At 59.5% G+C, this 15,656-nt stretch carries 14 protein-coding genes; 2 read left to right on the top strand and 12 right to left on the bottom strand.

Annotation, left to right across the window (positions count from 1 at the left end):
• Nucleotides 1-20: 20 nt before the first annotated feature.
• Nucleotides 21-716, top strand: coding sequence for a CDP-alcohol phosphatidyltransferase family protein (locus FN806_RS19225; protein ID WP_142640157.1), 696 nt, complete (start codon nucleotides 21-23; stop codon nucleotides 714-716).
• Nucleotides 717-718: 2 nt separating this feature from the next.
• On the opposite strand, the gene FN806_RS19220 is transcribed toward FN806_RS19225, so the two are convergent.
• From FN806_RS19220 to FN806_RS19175, 10 genes are all read right to left on the bottom strand, one after another.
• The gene (locus FN806_RS19220; RefSeq protein WP_142640155.1) at nucleotides 719-1,186 is read right to left on the bottom strand and encodes a GreA/GreB family elongation factor; all 468 of its coding nucleotides are present in this window, start codon (nucleotides 1,184-1,186) and stop codon (nucleotides 719-721) included.
• A gap of 76 nt (nucleotides 1,187-1,262) precedes the next feature.
• Nucleotides 1,263-1,718, bottom strand: a complete 456-nt coding sequence (locus FN806_RS19215) for a methylated-DNA--[protein]-cysteine S-methyltransferase (RefSeq protein WP_142640153.1) — start codon at nucleotides 1,716-1,718, stop codon at nucleotides 1,263-1,265.
• Between the two features lie 132 nt (nucleotides 1,719-1,850).
• Nucleotides 1,851-4,763, bottom strand: a complete 2,913-nt coding sequence (ileS, locus tag FN806_RS19210; protein ID WP_142640146.1) for an isoleucine--tRNA ligase — start codon at nucleotides 4,761-4,763, stop codon at nucleotides 1,851-1,853.
• Between the two features lie 163 nt (nucleotides 4,764-4,926).
• On the bottom strand, nucleotides 4,927-7,620 hold the full coding sequence (locus tag FN806_RS19205; protein ID WP_142640145.1) for a DUF2339 domain-containing protein: 2,694 nt from the start codon (nucleotides 7,618-7,620) through the stop codon (nucleotides 4,927-4,929).
• A 95-nt stretch (nucleotides 7,621-7,715) separates the two neighbouring features.
• Nucleotides 7,716-8,195: a DUF2269 family protein gene (locus FN806_RS19200; protein ID WP_221929504.1), complete on the bottom strand. Its 480-nt coding sequence runs from the start codon at nucleotides 8,193-8,195 to the stop codon at nucleotides 7,716-7,718.
• Complete coding sequence (locus FN806_RS19195; protein ID WP_142640142.1) at nucleotides 8,195-9,502, bottom strand: SDR family oxidoreductase; 1,308 nt, start codon at nucleotides 9,500-9,502, stop codon at nucleotides 8,195-8,197. Before FN806_RS19195 ends, FN806_RS19200 begins: the two co-directional genes overlap by 1 nt.
• Before the next feature lie 91 nt (nucleotides 9,503-9,593).
• Complete coding sequence (locus FN806_RS19190; protein ID WP_142640140.1) at nucleotides 9,594-10,304, bottom strand: VIT1/CCC1 transporter family protein; 711 nt, start codon at nucleotides 10,302-10,304, stop codon at nucleotides 9,594-9,596.
• 54 nt (nucleotides 10,305-10,358) lie between these two features.
• A complete protein-coding gene (locus FN806_RS19185; protein WP_142640202.1) occupies nucleotides 10,359-11,348 on the bottom strand; it encodes a YcjF family protein in 990 nt (329 codons plus the stop codon).
• Nucleotides 11,341-11,796, bottom strand: a complete 456-nt coding sequence (locus tag FN806_RS19180; RefSeq protein ID WP_142640138.1) for a GNAT family N-acetyltransferase — start codon at nucleotides 11,794-11,796, stop codon at nucleotides 11,341-11,343. The genes FN806_RS19185 and FN806_RS19180 overlap by 8 nt, the downstream gene beginning before the upstream one ends.
• Nucleotides 11,793-13,205: a YcjX family GTP-binding protein gene (locus FN806_RS19175; protein WP_142640136.1), complete on the bottom strand. Its 1,413-nt coding sequence runs from the start codon at nucleotides 13,203-13,205 to the stop codon at nucleotides 11,793-11,795. The genes FN806_RS19180 and FN806_RS19175 overlap by 4 nt, the downstream gene beginning before the upstream one ends.
• Nucleotides 13,206-13,313: 108 nt before the next feature.
• Between FN806_RS19175 and truA the strand changes: the two genes are divergently transcribed.
• Nucleotides 13,314-14,081, top strand: a complete 768-nt coding sequence (truA, locus tag FN806_RS19170; RefSeq protein WP_142640134.1) for a tRNA pseudouridine(38-40) synthase TruA — start codon at nucleotides 13,314-13,316, stop codon at nucleotides 14,079-14,081.
• Here the strand turns inward: truA and FN806_RS19165 are convergent.
• Nucleotides 14,078-14,980, bottom strand: a complete 903-nt coding sequence (locus tag FN806_RS19165; RefSeq protein WP_142640132.1) for a nickel/cobalt transporter — start codon at nucleotides 14,978-14,980, stop codon at nucleotides 14,078-14,080. The genes truA and FN806_RS19165 overlap by 4 nt on opposite strands.
• Nucleotides 14,965-15,612 carry a DUF1007 family protein gene (locus FN806_RS19160; protein ID WP_142640130.1) on the bottom strand — a complete coding sequence of 216 codons (648 nt, stop codon included), beginning with the start codon at nucleotides 15,610-15,612 and terminating at the stop codon, nucleotides 14,965-14,967. The genes FN806_RS19165 and FN806_RS19160 overlap by 16 nt, the downstream gene beginning before the upstream one ends.
• Nucleotides 15,613-15,656: the final 44 nt, after the last annotated feature.

The following is a 15,656-nucleotide window of genomic DNA, read 5'->3' as shown; positions in this document are numbered from 1 at the left end:
CGCATCATTCAAGAGACACCATGACACACAGATTCAAAGCTCTTTCCGTACATCTATTCACCGCGACCGGCGCCGTATTTGCAATGCTCGCCATGCTGGCCGCCGTCGAAGAGAAGTGGAGCCTGATGTATCTGTGGCTGGTCGTCTCGTTTATTGTGGACGGTATCGACGGCCCCTTGGCGCGGCACTATCACGTCAAAAAGAACGCCCCGGAATTTGACGGCGTGCTTCTGGATCTGATCATTGATTACCTGACCTATGTGTTCATCCCGGCCTTTGCCCTGTTCAAATCGGGCTTGATGGACGGCTGGACCGGCTGGTTCGCCATCATCGTCATCACCTTTGCCAGCGCCATGTATTTCGCCGACACGCGGATGAAAACGAAGGACAATTCCTTTTCCGGCTTTCCGGGCTGCTGGAACATGTTCGTCATCGTGATCTTCGCGCTCGAGCCCAATTTCTGGGTTATCCTGCTGCTGGTGACGCTGCTTTCGCTGGCGATGTTCCTGCCATTGAAGTTCATCCACCCAGTGCGCACAGAACGTTGGCGCAATGTGTCACTGCCGATGGCATTTGCCTGGACCTTCTTCGCCGGATGGGCTGCCTGGGTCGATTTCCACCCCGAAAGCTGGGCCCATTGGGGTCTGGTGATCACCAGCTTGTATCTGGTGTTCGCAGGAATTTCCCAGCAGGTGATCCCGCCGCGCAAAGCTTAAGGTCACAGGACCTCCTGCACCTCGAACTCGGTTCCGTTATGAGCGAACACATCACCCTGTTGCAGGCCTGCCATCGCCAGGTAAATCGGGCTTTGGGTTGAGATGCCCATATAGGTTTTGCCGTCCACTTCGAACCGCGTGGTCGAGACGCAGACCACAAAGCGCCGGTTGTTGAACTTGACCACCGCACCCGGTTGCACCCTGTCGGTCAGATCAAAATCCGTATTCTCGATCACATCGATCTTGGCATGATGAGCATGAACCGGCGCATCGAAGGCTGCTGCCAGATCGGCATTCTCACGCGAGGCCGCGATGTCATCCTTGTCATGCCCTTCCCGGTCATCAAGCTGCGAATCTTTCAGGAAAGCGTCGTAATGCGCCTGCGCGGTCGCAAGCTCTTGCTCCTCAAGCGACATAAGGCGGTCGATGATGGCCTTTTTACGAGCTGCCAGGTCTGGTTGATCGGTCATACCATGCGATCCTTTGAAATCTCTATTTGAAACAAATTGGGCATCAACCAGCGGGATTGCAACAGAATTCCGCTTTCTAGATCAGCAGACCGGCGGCGCGTTCATGGCGCAACAGCGCGACTTTGGTTTCAATCCCGCCATCACCTGAAAACCCGCCCAGCCCGTTTGCGGCCAGCACCCGGTGGCAGGGGATAATCACCGGAATGGGATTGGCGCCACAGGCCTGCCCCACAGGTTGCGGGAGCTGACCGAGTTCCTTCGCGAGATCACCATAAGTTCTGGTTTCGCCCAGCGGAATGGCAAACATCAGGTCGCAAACCTGACGCAGGAATTCCGACCCCTCGATACGGTAAGGCAGATCGAACCTGTCCAACCGCCCCTGATCATAGGCGCGCAGCTGCGCGGCGGCCTCCTGCAACAGGGGCGTGACTTCGCCCTGATTGCCGCCATTCCAGATCAGACGCGTCACCGCGCCATCTGTTCCTTCAACACCCAAAGTCCCGAAACGGGTCTCAACCGCAATCATTCCCATGCGAACAGGCTGACAGAAACCGCGCGCATCACAACCCGAATTCTGCGGATCCGGATCTTCATCTGGCCAAAAATACCTCGGAGCGCGAGGCAGAGCCTCGCAAAAGACTCCGCCTCAGCCGCAGAACACTGATTAGCTCAGCGCGTCGTTACAACGCCCGCACACGCCGTCATGCGCATGGCGCCCAACATCAGGCAGGATTTTCCAGCAGCGCTGACATTTCTCGCCCTCAGCCTTTTCGAACACCACGGCCACGCCCTCGATTTCCGGCACGCGGAACGCCTCGGCCGGGGCCGGATCTCCGGTGACGGTCAAACCGGACGTGATGCACATGTCATCGACGTCAAACGTTGCCAGAAGATTGCGGGTTTCACCATCTTCGACATGCACGATCGGTGCGGCCTCAAGGCTGGAACCGATGACCTTATCCTGTCTCTGAACTTCGAGCGCGGCAGTCACAGCGCGGCGGACCCGGCGGATCTTGGCCATGCCAGCCTCAAGCTCGGTATTGCGCCAGTCGGCAGGTGTATCCGGGAAGTCCACCAGATGGACCGAGCTGTCGTCACCCGGGAAACGCTCCAGCCAGACCTCTTCCATAGTGAAGACCAGAACTGGGGCCAGCCATGTGGTCAGACGGTGGAACAGTATATCCAGCACGGTGCGCGCGGCACGACGGCGCAGATTGTCGCCGTCGCAATACAGCGCATCCTTGCGGACGTCGAAATAGAAGGACGACAGATCAACGGTTGCAAAGGTGAACACCGCACTGAACACGCCCTGGAAGTCGAAAGACGCATATCCTTTTCGCACCTGTTCATCCAAATCGGCCAGACGGCTGAGCACCCAGCGTTCCAGGCGCGGCATATCCGCAGGGTCCACCCGGTCGGCCTCAGAAAAATCAGCCAGCGAGCCCAGCATGAACCGCATGGTGTTGCGCAACCGACGATAGCTGTCGGCGGTGCCCTTCAGGATTTCAGGTCCGATCCGCTGGTCAGCGGTGTAATCGGTCTGAGCCACCCACAGGCGCAGGATATCGGCACCGTATTGCTTGATGACCTCTTCGGGCACGATGGTGTTGCCCAGCGATTTGGACATCTTGTTGCCCTTGGCATCGAGCGTAAAGCCATGGGTCACCACGTTGCGATAGGGCGCGCGGCCCTTGGTGCCGCAGGCCTGCAGCATCGACGAATGGAACCACCCACGATGCTGGTCGGTGCCTTCCATATATACATCGGCGATGCCGTCCTCGGTGCCGTCCTCACGGTCGCGCAGCACAAAGGCATGGGTCGAGCCCGAGTCGAACCAAACATCCAGAACGTCGAACACCTGATTCCAGTCATCCGGGTTATAGTCATTGCCCAGGAAGCGCTCTTTCGCGCCGTCAAGATACCAGCAATCGGCCCCGTCCTGTTCAAACGCTTCTTTGACGCGCGCATTCACGCCAGGGTCGCGCAGCAGAAAATTGGGATCGGTCGGCAGAGCGCCCTTCTTGGTAAAGCAGGTCAACGGTACGCCCCAGGCGCGCTGGCGCGACAGAACCCAGTCTGGCCGGGCCTCGATCATGGAATACAGACGGTTCCGGCCGGTCTGCGGGGTCCATTTCACCAACTCGTCGATCGAACGCAGGGCGCGTTCGCGGATGCTATCGCCCATTTCGCCCATGCCGTCGTCCAGTTTGCGGTCGACCGAGGCAAACCATTGCGGCGTGTTGCGATAGATGATCGGAGCCTTCGAGCGCCAGGAATGCGGATAGCTGTGCTTGATCTTTCCGCGCGCCAGCAACCCGCCAACCTCAACCAGCTTATCGATCACGGACTTGTTGGCATCACCCTCACCGCCCTTGCGGGACAGGATGTATTTGCCGCCAAAGAACGGCAGATCAGCGCGGAACGAACCATCGTCCATCACGTTATAGGTGATGACCTGCTCCAGCATGCCAAGATCACGGTAGAGCTCAAATTCCTCCATCCCGTGCGACGGCGCGCAGTGAACAAACCCCGTTCCTTCTGTGTCGGTCACGAACTCAGCCGCGCGGAAGTCGCGGATGTCATCCCATTCGCCATTACCGCCCTCGGCCCCGGCCAGCGGGTGGGCCAGTTGGACAGATGACAGCTCATCTGCTGTGATATCACGGACGCGGGTCCACTGGTCGTCGTTCAAGCGGGCGCGGCCCAGCACGTCAGCGGCCAGATTGTCCGCCAGCAGGAACTTGTCGCCAACAGCAGCCCAGCATTCCTCTGGCGCATCAGTGACTTCGTACAGCCCGTAGGAGATGTCCTTGCCATAGACCACAGCCTTGTTCGACGGCATGGTCCAAGGTGTCGTCGTCCAGATCACAACAAACGCGTCATCCAGATCGGCTGCATTCACAACCTTGAACTTCACCCAGATGGTGAAGCTTTCCTTGTCGTGATACTCGACCTCGGCTTCGGCCAGCGCGGTTTTTTCAACCGGCGACCACATGACTGGCTTGGACCCCTGATAGAGCGTTCCGTTCATCAGGAACTTCATGAACTCATCCGCGATCACAGCCTCGGCGTGATAGTCCATGGTGATGTAGGGATCGGCCCAGTTGCCGGTGATGCCCAGACGCTTGAACTCTTCACGCTGGATGTCGATCCAGCCCTCGGCGAACTTGCGGCATTCCTGACGGAAGTCGACAACGTTCACCTCGTCCTTGTTCTTGCCCTTCTTGCGATACTGTTCCTCGATCTTCCATTCGATCGGCAGACCGTGACAATCCCATCCTGGCACATAGCGCGCGTCGTGGCCCATCATCTGATGGCTGCGCACGATCATGTCTTTGATCGTCTTGTTCAGCGCGTGACCGATATGAAGGTGACCGTTCGCATACGGAGGGCCATCGTGCAGGGTAAAGGGCGTGCGGCCCTGTTTTTCACGCAGGCGGTCATAGACACCGATCTCTTCCCAGCGTTCCAGCCATGCGGGTTCGCGCTTGGGCAGGCCTGCGCGCATGGGGAAATCGGTTTTCGGCAGGTTCAGCGTGTCTTTGTAATCAGGTGTTTGGGTCGTGTCGGCGCACATTGGGGGCGTCCTTTGGATGATCTGGTCGTATTGGGATCGAAGCGGTCGGTGCGAGTTCTCAAACACCTTTGCCCGGCGTCTCAGTGGTCAGAGCGCCGGGGAAATAATTCGAATAATGATGGCCAGACGGGCATACATGGCCGCGCTTATAGGACGCCCACAGCTAATGGTCCAGAGGTTCCGCCCCTTGTGGCGATTGGCGCAGCTTTGCCCAGCGATTCAGCCACGCCAAACCGGCCAGTGCAAGCCCCAGCGCCAGCAGCGAAAAGACCCGGATCAGGCCGCCCAGCCCGGCGATGTCGATCAGAAATACCTTAGCCACGGCCAGTCCGATCACAGCCAGCCCCAATTTGCGCAACAGGTCGGACCGACGGGCCAAAGATTGATAAAATAGCGCCGCGCCTGCAATCAAAAGGGCCAAGGTATAGGTGTAAAGCTCTGGTTGGCTGACCCCAGCCCCGACATACATGCCACCGGGACCCTGCCAGAAATGACGAATAGAAGCACCCAACCAATATGCTGCAAGCGCACCCGCAAGACCGAAACAGCCCTGCCGCAACCAAACCGGCATCGGTTCAACGCGCCAGGCTGACATGGCAAGGACCCCGGCAGGAAGAAGGTAGGCTATGGCAAGCGTGTTCATCAGCGCAGGCCCCAACACGGGATCACTGTGCAAATAAAGAACGGGATTTGCCTCGGTCAGCGCTTGCGCAAGTCGGAACAGGGCATGGGCGGCAAAGAACGCCGCCAGCCCATAGCGGACATAGTTCAACGGCCCGCCCAAAGCGAACCGCCGTATCTGTGCCGCCGCCAACAGCAGCCAGATCACCGCCATCAGGCCCAACCCCCAATGGCTGTCCTCCATCCCTCCTTGACCGAACCCTTCCAGCCAGCGCAGCAGCAGCAATGACAGCAATATCCCCGCGGTTGCCCAGGCTGCGCTTTCCAGTAGCAAGATTGCAACGGGGCGGTTCAATCCCCGGATCAGGCCCCAGGCGAGAACATATCCAAGGGTGGCGGCGCCATAGACCAACGTCATTTCACCGACCGGCACCGTATTGGCCCAGTACAGGCCCGGGTTCAGGATCAGCCGCACAGTCACCGTGAAGACCCCGGCCCAGATAAACCAACTGAGCTGAGGCAGGTTGAACCGACGATCCAGCGCGGCAGCGGCTACAACGGTCACAACCAGCGCAATCGTCAAGGCGCCAGAACTCAGCACGATGACACAGGCAAATGCAAGACAGGACAGCGCGGATAACGTGGCCAGCGCAGGACGTATACGTTGTTCACCATCCACGCGCGCATAGCGTTCGGCAAAGACCACCATCAAGGCACCCAGAGCCATTGCGTGCAGCCCCCAGAAATACGCGCCCAAAACCTCGGCCGGGCGCCAAGCGATCTCAAGAGCGATGGCAAGTATCGGTGCGGTTATTACCGCCCCAGCCGCCCAGACCACGCCATAGCGCCCCTGCTGCATCGACCGCCACGCCGCCGCAACTGACAGGGCTGCACCCAGTGCCACAAGCAATGTCACGACAAAGGGAAAATCCGCCTCGGGGGTTTCGGCATAGGTCTCAGCAAAACGCTGTGCGACTTTGCCACGATCCCACCCCTGGAGAAATACGAGCGAGACAAGGCCAACAATCGGGAAAACACTGATGTCCTGAAGTGCCCTCGCCCCGCTTGTCCAAACGATCATCGCAAGGGCCAGACCAGCCAAAAGCGTCAGGCTCAACCAGAACTCACCGGCGGAATCCGGCCAGTGCAGCGCCAGGATGGCCGAGCTGACCGCAACCGCACCAAATGCCAGACGCGTCGGAAACTCGGGCCATGCCTTACCGCTTTGGCGTCGGATCATTTCGCTGACCATCGGGCCGGTGTGATCAGGCCAAATTCGCCGGACCGGAATCGCAATAGTGATGAGCGCAAAGGCGGTGATGCAGGTCAGATAGCCCGGCTCTGTCATCGGTTCCGACAGGACCAGCAGCAGACACGAAGAATAACCTCCGACCAGTGTCAGAACCGAAATCCACGCCCATCGGCGGACGGTGTCTATGCCCAGGCCCAGAACCGTTATGGTTAGGAAGTAGCCATATAACCAGGTCGGATCATCCGAAGAGCCACCGACCAAGAATGGGGAGGCAAAGGCACCTGTCAATCCGACAGCTGCCAATAGCGGACCATGGAACCAGCCCAAAACCAGCCCGACAGATGCAACGCCAATCATGGCGACAAGCGCAAATTCAGGGCCGATCAAGCCATATAGTTGCCGCGCCGCCAGAACGCCGCCAAACAGTGTGACCAGCCCCGCGCCTGAGAACACCGAGGGCAAATAGGCGCTCGCGGAGTCCACGCCATCGCCATAGCGCCTGCGAATGACCTCTCCGCTGACAATCAGCGCCGCGCCAAACAACAATGCGGCAACGACACGTGCCGACGGCGGCAGCAACCCGTTCTCGACGCCGTATTGCACCAAGAAAATTCCCGCCAGTGCCAGCGACAGTGCCGAAACGACATAGAACCAGTTTTCCTGCAGCCATTCCTGCAGCAAAGCAAAACGGTCAGAGCTGAAAACCAGTGCTTCTTGAGGAGATTGCGGGGGGATTGGCTGTTCGGTCTCAGGTTGGTCGGCTGTCGGCCACACTGGAGGCGCTTTGGTCGGAATAGCCTGCGCCTTGGGCTCGGGCTCTGTCGCGGGTTCTGGTTCAGTATTGGTGCCTTGTTTCAGTGACAGGATGTCCGCCTCTAACCGGACGACCCGCCGCCGCAACCGAACCTGACTGACAAGCAGCAGCACAATGGTCAAAGGAATAGCCAGCGCAACCAACGCAAGAAGGACCAGAAGGGATTCCAACCTGTTTCTCCTATCAAGTTCTCTGCAGGCTAACCTGATGCATCAGGTAGAAACAGTCCGGAATACCGTCCTGCATACCGCGACACAGCCTGAAATCAAAACAGGTCTATCGAAGGGCGGGAAATCATGAGCCAGACTATGGCCAAAACGGCCAGAAATGCGGGGACCCCACATGCAAACCAAAGCCGGAACAATATGAAATACGAACGCGGCAGAGCAGTATCGCGATCTGCCGCCTCTTGCGCGAGGTTCCGCATCTTTATCTGCATCCAGACGACCGGCAGCCAGAAGACCCCGGTCAAGACATACAGCAATAGTGACAGCAGCACCCACCCTTCGACCAGTGACCAGCCCAATCTGAAGGCGAGCAAGCCACCTGAAATTGGCTGCAAAACAACGGCGGTTGTGGTGAACAGCATATCGGCCAGCACCACGATTGCCGCCGTCTGGGCAATGAAACGCGGGTCGCGTGACCGATGGGCCATCAGCATGAAGAATGCGATTCCGGCCCCGGTTCCCAACAAGACGCAGGCCCCGATCACATGAAACCAGCGCAAGATCAGATCCGGGTCCATCATCGGCTTTTCACCATTGGCAGTGCGACCAGCGACAACATGATCGCGGGAATGACTTTAACAAGCGGTCCAAGCGGGTCGAGCCACAAAGCAGGAACCATAAATGAGGCCGCCAACAGGTAAAAGATCGACACACCGAGCTGAGCCATGCAGGCGCGTTCTGCCCAGGGACGCCAAAGGATCGCAAGCCCCAGAAAGATATCGACACATGACCAGAACAGCACACTGACCACAGCGGCACCACTGGTCCAGCCTGCGACGGTTAGGACTTGTGTGGCTTGCGGCAGGCTCAGCAATCCGAAAACACCTGAGAGAACCCAGAAAAGGCTGAGCACCGCAACCGTCAACGGCATCAGCAACGACATCCGTGCAGCCAACCTGTGTTCGCGGGAACAGGCCATGCTGCGATAAATCTCGGGCATTGAGCGCATGGATTGACCCGTCGCCATGCGATAAGGGACCGGGTCACCAAGAACTCCGCTCGCCATGACTGTCATCGCGTTGCTGCGAAGGGGCGAACGCCACCCCAAGCGCCCAAGTTGATCGGCGCATCCGGCGGCGAATTTAGCAACCACAGCCGGTGCTGTTATCCGAACACGTGCCTTAGGGAACCCCATCCAATGGCGGGTTTCGTCCAGAACCTCGGACAGCGAATGAGCCTGATCCTCGACCAGATCATAGGTACCCTGTGGCAACGTCTCATCAACGGCCGCCGCCACGGCGCTGCACAAATCGGCCATTCCAACACATTGAACCAGCGTCTGCGGATAGGCGATCGGTTGCACAAGCGGAATTGCGGCCAGCATGCGCAACAAGGTCGTTCCACCATAGTCAGTCTGTCCGATCACAAGGCCCGGCCTTAGAATCCACAGCGGCACACCACTGGCCTGCAAGGCGGCATCCCCGGAGGCTTTGGTGCGCATGAATTCCGTGTCGGCCTCTGGGCTGCTTCCGGTTGCAGAAATCTGAACCAAAGCAATCTCGCGCGCGGCGCAGGCCTGCCCGAGGGCGGCAATCGCAGTGTGATGCACCGCCTCAAGATCGTCCTTTGGTCCGTCCTGCAACGCCCCGGCGCAGTTCACGATACAATCAAAACCTGACAGAATTTCCAGCCAATCGTGTGGGTGCGTGAGCTGGCGCAAATCTCCCTGAGCCAAAGACATCCCGGGCAGGATTTTCTCACCCAGGTTTGTATCGCGCACAAGGCCGCATACATTGGCATCTCGATCCGAAAGAGACCGCATCATCGCCGCGCCGATAAACCCATAAGCGCCTAGAACAAGTATATTTTTCCCAGAACCTTGCATCGGGTACCTAACCTGCTGAAGTTGCGCCCCAACCTAGCGGGTCGAGCGGCAGCCGTCTGCGGCACCGGGCAAACTGCGACAATTCCGACCGCTAGTGGTGAAACAGTGAACCGACGAAATAGGCGATTGCGGCAGCGGCCCCACCAATCAGCAGCGTTTCGATCCCTGACCGCCACCACGGAGCCAGCGACCAGCGGCTTTTGAGGGCACCAATGGCAAAGAAAACACCCATCGTCATCCAGGCCGAAGCAGCAAATGCCCGGTCCACCGAAAACAGAAACGGCAAAAGCGGAACCATGCCGGCCACAAGAAAGGCAAAAAACGTCGCCACCGCAGCTTTGCGCGGATGCGGATCGACGCTGCCCAGGCCATATTCTCCCTCGATCATCAGGTCGATCCAGTTGTCATGGTTTTCCGTGATCGCATCGGTGGCTTCGTCCAGCACACGGCCCGACAGTCCTTTCTGGGCTAAAATCTCGCGCACCTCGTTCCGTTCACCATCGGGGTAAAGATGTATATGACGCTCCTCGATCGCGCGAATGCGCCGGATGTTATCCAGTTCAGCCTTGGTGCCCGAGTAATTCCCCGCCGCCATCGAAAACCCGTCAGCCAGCACATTGGCCAGCCCCAGCGCTATGATGATGAACGGTGACAGCCCCGCCCCGGCAACGCCCGCAACGATGGCAAAAGTGGTGACTGATCCATCGATCCCGCCGTAAACCACATCACGCAAAACGCCACGCCCCGGCGGCGCGTTGATACGTGCCGCGATTTCTTGCTGGCTGTGTCCATGGTCTGTCATACGTGCCTCCTGCTTTGTTATGATGCGCGGCTGGCAGGAACGCTTTGTCTCAGGTCAAGTTTTCGAAAACAGCCCCGCCAGCGCACGCTTGATCATCGACCGGGTCGAGGGCTTGTGACGGTCCGAGAACGGTAAAGGACGGCAGACCTCCATCGCGGCCACGCCGACGCGCGCGCTAAGCGCCCCGTTAACCAGGCCTTCGCCAAACCGCCGCGACAGTTTGCTCAGGACAGACCCACCCAGCACCGGTTCCAGCAAGTCGTCGCCCATTGCCACCGCGCCGGTTGCGACCAGATGCACAAAGACCGCCCGGGTCAGGCGCCAGCTGCCCAGAAAACCGGCCCTTCCACCATAGATCTCAGCTATGCGCCGGATCATTCGCAACGAGGCTGCCAAAGCCGTCGCCACATCCGCAAGAGCCAGAGGAACCAGAGCGGTCACCGTCGCGACCTGACGCGCGGCGGCCTCGACTTCTCGACTGGCCGCGGCATCCAGAGGGGCCAGCAGCTCGTCCTCGGCCAGAGCCATCAGATCCGAGGCATCGAAAGGCTCGGCGATACGTTCGGCCAGCCTATCGCGGCCCCATCGAACGTCCTCGCGCCCGTTGTAAAATGCCAACAACCGGTTGGTTACGGCGCGGGCTTGCGTCAGATCCGCCTCTGCCAAGGCGGTGTCTGCGGCGCGACGGATGCCATCCACACGCGAAAGCCGCCCGATCGCAGCAAGTTCCCGCAAAGCGATGATCAGGGCAACCAGCAGCAACGCGCCAATCAGGCCAGTTACGACCCATCCCAAAACCGGCGCGCGCAACAGCAAAGCGGTCACAAAATCCCATGCCGCCACCGAGACAACCGCGCCGATGACCGCTGCCGCCAGTCCCCAGAACCAGCGTGACAGGGCCGACGGTTTCCGTGCAGCCAGACGCGCGGCGGCCTGCATCGCCTTCCCCTGTGGTTCGCCCGCATCCGGAACGGGCGGTGCCAAAGCGACATCCGCAACAGGTTCCTCGGGATCAAGATCGATCAGAACCGGACCCTTAGCCATCAGCAGCCCTTTCTCTGTTCCAGACAAATTTGATGTCCGGCAGGTTTTCGTCATTATCGGCCCCGTCACCGCGGGCAATCTCGGCAAATCCGTTGCGCTCGTAAAATCTTCGCGCGCCATGGTTGGCCTGAAAGGCGAACAGGGACAGCTTTTGTCGGCCAGATTTCGCCTGATCCAACAGGCGCTGCCCGATCCCCTGATTGCGCGCTGACGCACGCAGGTAAAGCGAATGGACCTCTGAACCATTCAATGCCAGAAAACCAACTACACCATCCTCGTTTTCAGCAACGGTGATCCAGTCGCGATCAATCATCACGCCGCAAAAGGCGATGGTTTCGGCACAGGAATGCAGCTCTGGCATCCACTCATTTTCACAAGCAAAACCATGCAGGATTTTCCCCGTCGCGCCAGCATCGGTGCTGCGCGCAGGGCGGAGCGTTACGGTCATAGCCGGTCTCCGATCAGGAACTGGGCCGCGCGATCAAGCCGGATATGGGGCGGGCCGTCACCCGATCGCAGGGTCAGGTTCGCAGGCGCAAAACTCATGAACCCATAGTCTTCGCCTAGCCAGCTTACTGCTCCGCTGCGGGCTGCCCCCAACAAATGAGCCGGGTCTTCGGGCAACTCACCGGGGTAGAAGGCCGCCTGCTTGCCATCAAGCAAAGTGCCCCGCACGCAGGCAAGCGGCACTCCTTCATGGGTTCGCATCTCTTCGGTTGTTGCCCGCAAAGCCGCCAGTGACACAGCCGAGGTCTCGGCCCCGGCAAAACTGGCGCGGTCACGGGCGTCGCGTGTCAACGCCTCCATGATGCTGGTCAGACGTGGATGCTGCAGGTGGTGCAAATGATCGGCCTTGGTGGCGGCAAACAAAATGCGCTCGACCCGTTTGCCCAGAAGATACTGGCTGAGCCACGCGTTGCGCCCCGGACGGAAGGCCGACAGGATATCTCCCATCGCCCGGCGCATATCCTCAACCGCTTTCGGCCCTTTGTGAATCGCACCCAGCGCGTCGACCAGAACAACCTGTCGATCGATCCGGGCAAAATGTTCGCGAAAGAACGGTTTGACCACGCGCAATTTATAGGCTTCGTAGCGCCGCGCCATTTCGCGGTGCAGGCTGTTACGGGTGGCGACCCCTTCGACTGGCAGCGGCGCGAAGGTCAGAACCGGTGATCCCGCCAGATCACCCGGCAACAGGAACCGTCCCGGGGTACAATCGTAAAACCCGGCATCGCGCGCCGTGTTCAGATAGCCCGAGAACGCCTGCGCCAAAGATTGCGCCACCGGCTCATCATGTTTTGCCTCTGGCGCGACCGCTTTGGCCTGCGCCAGAAACTCTTGTGCTTCGGCCCGCTCTGTGATGCGGTTCAGCGTTTCGGTTGACCAGTCGTCATATGATTTGTCCAGCAGGGCCAAGTCCAGCAACCATTCGCCCGGATAATCTACAATATCCAGATGCACGGTTCGCGGCCCCTTCAGGCCAGACAGCAGACCGGCAGGGCGAACCTTGAACGACAGGCGCAACTCGGACACGGCGCGGGTGCTTTCGGGCCAATGCGGGTTTGGCCCGGTCAGCGCAGCAAGGTGGTTTTCATAGTCGAACCGGGGCACGGTATCATCCGGCTGCGGCTGAAGGTAAGCAGCGTTGATCCGTCCCTCATGCTGCGCAACAAGGCCCGGCATTCGCCCACGGTCCAGCAGATTTGCAACAAGCGAGGTGATGAACACCGTTTTGCCCGAACGCGCCAACCCGGTGACACCAAGGCGGATGACCGGCTCGAACAGAGCTTCGGAAACGCTGTCGCCCACGGATTCCATGCCGCGCACAAGACTGTCTGCCATAGATGAGATGACCAAGCCGTCGCCCCGCTTTTATCGTTTCGCTCAAGATAGGTAGCCACCGTCCGACATGCCAGCGCTTTCCGGCCCCTTGCCCGCCGCCGCGCAGCACGGTACCAGCAGCCCATGCCCAGATACGCGTTGAAAGTCGAATATCACGGAAAGCCGTTTGCCGGGTGGCAGAGGCAGAAAGATCAGCCCTCGGTTCAGGGGGCGATCGAAGAGGCATTGTCGCGGATACAACCCGGGGACCACACGATCGCTGCGGCAGGTCGCACCGATGCCGGTGTCCACGCGCTAGGACAGGTCGCCCATTGCGACCTGATCAAGGAATGGGACCCTTTCCGACTGTCCGAAGCGTTGAACTATCACCTCAAGCCGCAACCAGTGGCCATCGTGAAAGCCGCACGGGTGGACGATGGCTGGCATGCACGGTTCTCGGCGCTTGAACGGCAATATCTGTTTCGCATCCTGATGCGCCGCGCGCCTGCAACCCATGACGCGGGGCAGGTTTGGCAAGTCAGTCACCCGTTGGATATTGATGCGATGCAGGCCGCGGCGGACATGCTGATCGGACGGCATGATTTCACCACGTTCCGGTCCACGATCTGTCAGGCGGCCAGCCCGGTCAAAACGCTGGATGAGTTGCGGGTGGAACAGGTGCAGGGCTTTTCAGGCCCCGAGGTTCATTTCCACGTCCGGGCACGGTCGTTCCTGCACAATCAGGTGCGCAGCTTTGTCGGCACTCTGGAACGTGTCGGCGCCGGGCCCTGGACGCCTGAAGATGTGCGAGAGGCACTGCAAGCTGAGAATCGCGCCGCCTGCGGGCCGGTTTGTCCGCCGCAGGGGTTGTATCTTGCGCGGGTCGGCTACCCGAACCCGGTGTTCGACTAAAGCGCGCGCAGCAACAACCCGCCAGCTATCACCGCTATCAGCAACCCGGCGACCAGCTCGATGGTTGGGGCCAGCACCTGTGCAAACCGCGTCGCTGAGGCCGAGGCCAGCATCCCGCCGCGCAGACCGAATGAGGTCCACCCGACCAGAGTGGTCACTGTCGCAGTGCCCAGCGCCATGCAGAACGCCCCGGCGATGCCAACGATGGCGATGCCCATCTGCCAGGTCAGGATCAACACAAACAGCGCCCCGGTACAGGGGCGTGCGGCGATTCCAGCGATCAGCAACGCCGCCTCGCGCAGGCTACCGACCTGCGCCACCTCATCCGCAGACGGACCATGCCGGTGGCCGCAATCCGAACAGGTTTCGTGATCGTGGTGATGATGATCTGCGCCGTGATCCCGGCTACGTTTGGCAAAGCTCCGCAAGGCGCGAAACACTAGCCAAAGCCCGATCGCAGTGATCGCCCCATAGCTGACTGGGGCCATGATTTGCTCCGTTGTGTCAACCAGTCTTTCCCGAGACATCTGGAACACCAGCACACCGGCATAGACTAGAACAATCGCGGTTACGGCCTGTCCAAGGCTGGACAACACACTGATCGCTGAAAGCCGCCAGAACGCCACACGCCGACCGAGCCCATAGCCACCGATCAGGACCTTGCCATGCCCAGGACCGATGGCGTGGAAGAACCCGTAAGCGAAGCACACCGTCAACAAAGTCATGACCGCCTGAGGTTGTTCGGCGCGGGCAGCGCGCAGCGACCGCGCAATCTGGTTCTGAAACGCACGCTGTTCACCGGCAGCCCATGCCGCAAGTTGGTCAAACCCGCCGCTGAACCAGAACCAGAGCAGAACACCGACCGCCAGAACAAACGGGACAATCAGGTATTTGGACATGAAATACGGATCTCGGTTGCAAAGTTTTCGCCCACCATCGGGATGTCATTTTCCTCAAGGTCGTAATTGGCATCCAGCGTCAGCAGAAACGCCTGCATTTGGGCAAGCTGTCCGTCGACATCTGGCTCGACGCGGTCAATCTGGCAGGTCTTACTCCCCGAAACCGTCACCGGGCGCGTCAGGTCATATGCGGTATAATATGTCTCATCAAACGCCTTCGCCGATAAGGCGGTGGCCGGTACAGGCCCACCTTCGACACTGCGCAGATGCGAGGTCACGATGCGCCCGTCCTCCATCAATGCTTTCGGCTCCAGTGGGCCAGAAAGCGGCAATACTTCAGACTCGGACCAGACGACCAGATCGCCGTTATAGCCTTGATCCCACTGTGCATCGAACCCGGACAGATGATCCTGTTCACTTTTGCTGAGGATACCGTCGCCATCCTGATCCAGCTTCATGTCCTCGAGGACAAGCAAAGAGTAAAACTCGTCATAGGCCCAGGTCACACGGACATGGGTCAGCTGCCCCGAAGCGTCCACGACGAATTCCAGCCCCGTGTCGATAAAGACATGCGGGTGCGTCATCGCCGGGATCGGCAAACAGCAGGTCACTAGGGTCACAAGCCAGCGCATGGGCGAAAGATAGGGTGTCGGCCTGCGCCCGGCAATCCCATTTG

The sequence above is a fragment of the Ruegeria faecimaris genome (genome assembly GCF_900182615.1).
GTDB lineage: Bacteria > Pseudomonadota > Alphaproteobacteria > Rhodobacterales > Rhodobacteraceae > Ruegeria > Ruegeria faecimaris.
Note: the sequence above shows the minus strand (reverse complement) of the source record. Positions and strands in the feature narration are given on the sequence as shown.